This is a genomic window from Rhodoplanes tepidamans (assembly GCF_030813915.1).
GTDB lineage: Bacteria > Pseudomonadota > Alphaproteobacteria > Rhizobiales > Xanthobacteraceae > Rhodoplanes > Rhodoplanes tepidamans.
Genome location: NZ_JAUSUJ010000055.1, coordinates 1 through 1,707, shown reverse-complemented (window position 1 = coordinate 1,707; position 1,707 = coordinate 1). Strand labels below are relative to the sequence as shown.

General features: G+C 70.5%; 1 protein-coding gene. It reads right to left on the bottom strand.

Annotated elements, in window-relative coordinates; genetic code table 11:
- Positions 1-22 precede the first annotated feature (22 nt).
- Positions 23-1,660, bottom strand: coding sequence for an IS1182 family transposase (locus tag J2S22_RS30810; protein ID WP_272840739.1), 1,638 nt, complete (start codon positions 1,658-1,660; stop codon positions 23-25).
- Positions 1,661-1,707 lie beyond the last annotated feature (47 nt).

The window sequence follows — 1,707 nt, the reverse complement described above, 5'->3', positions numbered from 1 at the left end:
GAGGCAGGGCAAGAACTCGACTTCATGCCGCGAGGCGGATTTGCGCGCGGGTGACGGCGGAATTTCGGGCGAATCCGATCCCGGAGCGAGTCAGGAAGCCTGCGCCGACGCCACCGGCGAGCTGAAGGGCACGCCGCAAGCTGAACAGCAGCAATTCGGCGGCCCGTCGGGCCATGGCGGCGACGAAGGCGTCCAACCCCAGGATGGCGAGCACGCGGGTGAAGTTGTAGGCGAGCGCCATCAGGCCCCATTCGCCGCGCACCCGGTCGAACCCGCGCACGAGAAAGTGCCGATAGCCGGCCCGGCACTTCAACGTGCCGAAGGGATGTTCGGCGAGCGCGGCCCGGCGTCGCACGATGGCGTCGGCTTCCGGCGCGGCCATGCGGGCGCGATGGCGCTCGACCACGTCCTGATGCTCCCAGCGATGCACCTCCCGCCGCCTCGCCTTGTCGGTGAGACACCGCGCCCGCAGCCGACAGGCGCCGCAGCCCGACTGCAGAGCGGCGTAGCGGACATACCTTTTGCCGGCGGCATCCTGCGTGTGGCCCGCCATCGGACGCAGTGTCGCGCCGGCCGGGCAGACGTAGACGTCCTCTGCGGCGCCGTAGACGAACGCCTTCAGGGTGAAGCGGCCCTGCTTCGCCAGGCGGCGGTTCTTGTCGGCTTCCGGCACATAGGCCGTGAGCGCGTCCGCTTCGCACGCCCGCAGCGTGTCGCCGTTGAAGTAGCCGACATCGGCCACCACGGTCAGGGTCTCGACCGCGAGCGCATCGCGCGCCGCCTGCGCCATCGCATGGAGCTGGCCGGTGTCGTTGCCGTCGTCGACCACCTCGCTCGCCACGATCAGCTTGTGGGCGTCGTCGACCGCGATCTGGACATTGTACCCTGCGATCGTGTGGCCGCGCTTCGTCAACAGCCGGGCGTCGGCGTCGGTGCGCGACACCTGCGTCTCGCCGCTCGCCGCCAGGGCGTCGAGCTCGGCCTGCCGGCGCGCCCGCTCGGCCATCAGGGCGGCCATCTCGCGGCCGACATCGCCGCCCTTGCGGCCGCCGTCGGGACCGCGATCGTCGCCTCCCGGCGGGTCCGCTTCTGCCGTGTCGGTCGCCTCCAGGGCGGCGCCGTACGCCTCGATGTCGCGCTCGATCGCCGCCAGTTCCGCCGCCAGCCGCTTGCGCGTCGCGATGCTTCCCTTGCTCGCATTGCCGTCGAAGAACGCCCCGTCGATCGCCACCAGTGTGCCGCCGAGCAGGCCGAGTTCGCGCGCCACCAGCACGAAGCTGCGGTTCGCCGCTTTGAGCGCCGCCCAGTTGTCCCGGCGGAACTTGGCGATGGTCCGATAGCCCGGCGTCAGCCCGTGCAGCAGCCAGATCAGCTCGAGATTGCGCCCCGCCTCCCGCTCCAGCCGCCGCGACGAGCGGAGCTGATTGAGGTAGCCGTAGAGGTACAGCTTCAGCAGGTCGGCCGGATCATAGGGCGGCTGGCCGGCACCGCCCCCGACCGCGCCGGCATGCCGGAACCCGAGCCGCGCCAGATCGAGCGCCCCGACATACGCCTCGATCGCGCGGACCGGGTTGTCCGGCCCGACATAGTCCTCTACGCTCGGCGGCAGAAGGCTCGGCTGCGCCCGGCTGACGCCGGTCTTGAACGGGCGATTCGTCATAAGACGAATCTTACATCAGCTCGACCCGCCGATTCTTGCCCAGTCTC